Raw genomic sequence first — 2952 nt, 5'->3', positions numbered from 1 at the left:
CGGGGATTCTTTCGCCATGTCCGTTGAGGCCAGCGGGCGCCTCCCCCGGTTCCAGGTCCAGATCACGCCGGCCTACCCCGAGTTGGCGGACGATCTGGCCCGGCTACCCCTACGCGCCCGCCCGGAGCGACTACGCACGCTCGCAATGGTGGGCTTGGCCCTGATGCGCGGGAGAGCGACAACGATCAGCGTCCCTACCGGGGCGTCCCCTGCAGCACCCGAGGCGGCCGCTGATCCGCAGTTGGAGCGGCGTTTACGGCTGTTGGACGCGATTTCTGACCATGATTAACTTGCCCAGATTATACATTTCAGCGCTTTTTTGTAGTATCTTAAGAGTTATAATGATTCTCGCTGCACTCGGTTTCTTCGCTGCCCTGCCCCGCCCCTGTGTAGCGGGCGCGCAAACCCCAGGGACCGGCGCATTTGCGGGCACCGAGTTTGAACGAGCCGCGCGGGCGCAGGGCGTCCGGCCGGCACTCCTGTATGCCCTGGCCGTCGCCCGCACCGGCCGGGTCGATGCGCACGGCTCCGCCGCGCCCTGGCCCTGGACGGTGATCAGTCGGGGGCGACCCCACCACTACCAAGACCGGTCCCATGCCGCACAGGCACTCCTGACACCCGACTTTGGGTCAACACAGAACACCATGGACGTCGGTATGACGGGTATCAACATCGCTCGCTTTGGTGATCGCGTCGACGTGGCGTCCGACCTACTGGACCCGGCGACCAACCTGAATCTCGCCGCCGCCATCCTGGCTGAGAATCTGCGCACGACCCCGAACGACCCGGCGCTGGCCATCGGCCGCGTCGCGTATCCCGCTGATCCCATCGCGGCACGCGCCTTGGGCCGGCACGTCCTGGCCGTCGCGACGGCCTTGGACGGCGCGCCCAGCGGCGCGGCGGCACCGACGATCCGCTGCGTCGGCAAGCAACCGGTAGCGGCGCCACGCCCTCCTGCAGGGCCCGGCCATGCCGAGCCAGCCGACCAGCCGTTCGTCGTCCACCTGATCAAGACGGCGGCAGCACGCCACGGGGTGGACCCCGCCTTTGCGCTGGCGATCGCCAAGAACGAGAGCGGCTTCCGGCAATCGGCCCTGAGCCCGAAAGGGGCGCGCGGGGTCATGCAATTGATGCCGGGTACGGCGTCGCGCTACGGCGCCGACCCGCACGACCTGGGTCAGAACATCGATGCCGGGGTGCGGTATCTGCGCGACCTGGCGGAGTTGTTTGGCGGTGACGCGGCCCTGGTGGCGGCGGCCTATAACGCGGGGGAGCACGCCGTCGTCAAGCACGGCTGGCGCGTTCCCCCCTACCGGGAAACGCAAGCGTATGTGCCGCGGGTACTCGCGACGCGGGAGCAACTGTGGTTTCAACCCTGACGTTGAACGCGGAGAACCATGCGGAGACGATCCGCCGGCTCAACACCGCGTTCTTCCTGGCGGCGCGTGATGCGGCCCGGGAGAGCGTGCCGTTCGCGATGACCGCCTTCGGCGTCCCCCAGGTCCTGGCGGAATGGTTGCTGACGGCTGGACCCGATCAGGTCCTGGCGCTGGCGCAGCTCCCGGTCTGCACGTTCGAGGTCCGGTTGCCCTCCCGGGCGATGGAAACCGTCTGCCTGCCGGGAGGCCGGGTTCCCGTGGAGACGGATTGCCCGGTGGTGGCAATGCACACGGCGCTGCTGGCCGTCGGAGCCGCCAGTGAGCGCCGTTGATCGCTACACCGCCTTGCAGTTGGCCGTCCGCCTGGTCAGACACGGCGTCAAACTCTCCATCGTGTATTCCGGCACCGGCGTGGCACGTGAATACCTGCGCAATCTGTACCGCGAGATCCACGGCCGTTCACCGCGCGGAGGCCCACTCGTGACCAGCGTGGGCACCGTCATCAAGACCCGCCCGCAACAGGCCCATGCCTCCCTATTCGCCGCGTTGTATCTGCGGCTCGATGGGCGTGGGCTCTACCAGGCCATCAACTACACCGCCTTGCTCGACGCGTTCGAGATGTACCTGGCGCTGATCCCACTGCGCAAGCCACCACTCATCGACATCAATCTGGCCTGGGCCACCGCGCGTGACTTGCGCAGCGGCCAGGCTGACTTGCAGCACTGCCCGGCCTGCGAGGTGGGGTTTCTCGTCATGCGGGCGGGAAACATTGGTTCAACCTGTCCACTGTGTTCACTGTATGCGCGCGTATAGATGGTCTCTCGTCGGGCTTGGTCTGGTCATCGCCGGCGCGGCCAGTGTGGCCAGCGCCGGGCTCGATGAGTTTTACGAAGGCAAATCGCAGGGTTGGTTTTGGTATCGCCACGATCCGCCGCCGCCCCCACCCGCTGAGCCGGTGCCACCTCCCCCGCCCTCCCCTATTCCGACCGTCCCTCCACCCCCGGAGGCCGCGGCGCCACAACCCGCGCCGCTGTCCGCCGCGTGGATGCGGGAGAACCTGGATCGTTACCGGGATCGGGCCATCGACGACCCAACCCCCGAAAACGTCGCGGCCTTCTTCTACCTGCAGCGCGTCGTCCTCGATAAGTCCTCGACCTTCGCGAGGGTCGCCGAGCGCGTAGTCCAGGGCAATCCCGACCTCGACGAGATCACCCAGCGGCCCACCGCGACCTTCGGCGCCAACCTCGCGAACAAGACGGCCGGCGACGCCCGGGATGCCGTGCTCGGGCGCATCGCCCGGCTCGCGGTGGTCTGGTTCTTTTTCCGGTCGGACTGCCCTTACTGCGAGGCGCAGGCCCCGCTGCTCGATCGGATGTCCCAGCGCTACGGCTTCACGGTGCTGCCCATCTCGCTGGACGGGCAGCCATTACCCAGTGGCGTCTTCCCGAACTTCCGTGCCGATGGTGGCCAGGGCCGCGCACTCGGGGTGCGCTCCACGCCGACCATGTTCCTGGTACGCCCCGACCCCGACGGACCGAAGGTCGCACCGGTCGCCCAGGGCCTGCTGTCGCTG

General features: G+C 67.8%; 5 protein-coding genes. All 5 read left to right on the top strand.

The features are described 5' to 3' along the window. On the top strand, window positions 1-289 hold a 289-nt coding region (locus tag QZY44_RS25155), incomplete at its 5' end, for a hypothetical protein (protein ID WP_295454611.1). Window positions 290-341: 52 nt separating this feature from the next. Then, window positions 342-1379, top strand: a complete 1038-nt coding sequence (locus QZY44_RS25150; RefSeq protein ID WP_295454609.1) for a transglycosylase SLT domain-containing protein — start codon at window positions 342-344, stop codon at window positions 1377-1379. Next, the gene (locus QZY44_RS25145; protein ID WP_295454607.1) at window positions 1364-1711 is read left to right on the top strand and encodes a hypothetical protein; all 348 of its coding nucleotides are present in this window, start codon (window positions 1364-1366) and stop codon (window positions 1709-1711) included. Before QZY44_RS25150 ends, QZY44_RS25145 begins: the two co-directional genes overlap by 16 nt. Beyond that, entirely contained in the window at window positions 1698-2192 is a 495-nt protein-coding gene (locus QZY44_RS25140; protein ID WP_295454604.1) for a FlhC family transcriptional regulator, read from the top strand. The genes QZY44_RS25145 and QZY44_RS25140 overlap by 14 nt, the downstream gene beginning before the upstream one ends. Next, window positions 2179-2952: conjugal transfer protein TraF (locus QZY44_RS25135; protein WP_295454602.1), on the top strand; the 774-nt coding region annotated here is incomplete at its 3' end. The genes QZY44_RS25140 and QZY44_RS25135, both read left to right, overlap by 14 nt.

It is taken from the genome of uncultured Thiodictyon sp. (genome assembly GCA_903837595.1).
Taxonomy (GTDB): Bacteria; Pseudomonadota; Gammaproteobacteria; order Chromatiales; family Chromatiaceae; genus Thiodictyon.
This window is presented reverse-complemented; position numbering and strand designations above follow the sequence as displayed.

Excerpts from the sequence above, each read along its gene's own strand:
- QZY44_RS25150 (WP_295454609.1), top strand. The coding sequence starts at position 342 with ATGATTCTCGCTGCACTCGGTTTCTTCGCTGCCCTGCCCCGCCCCTGT.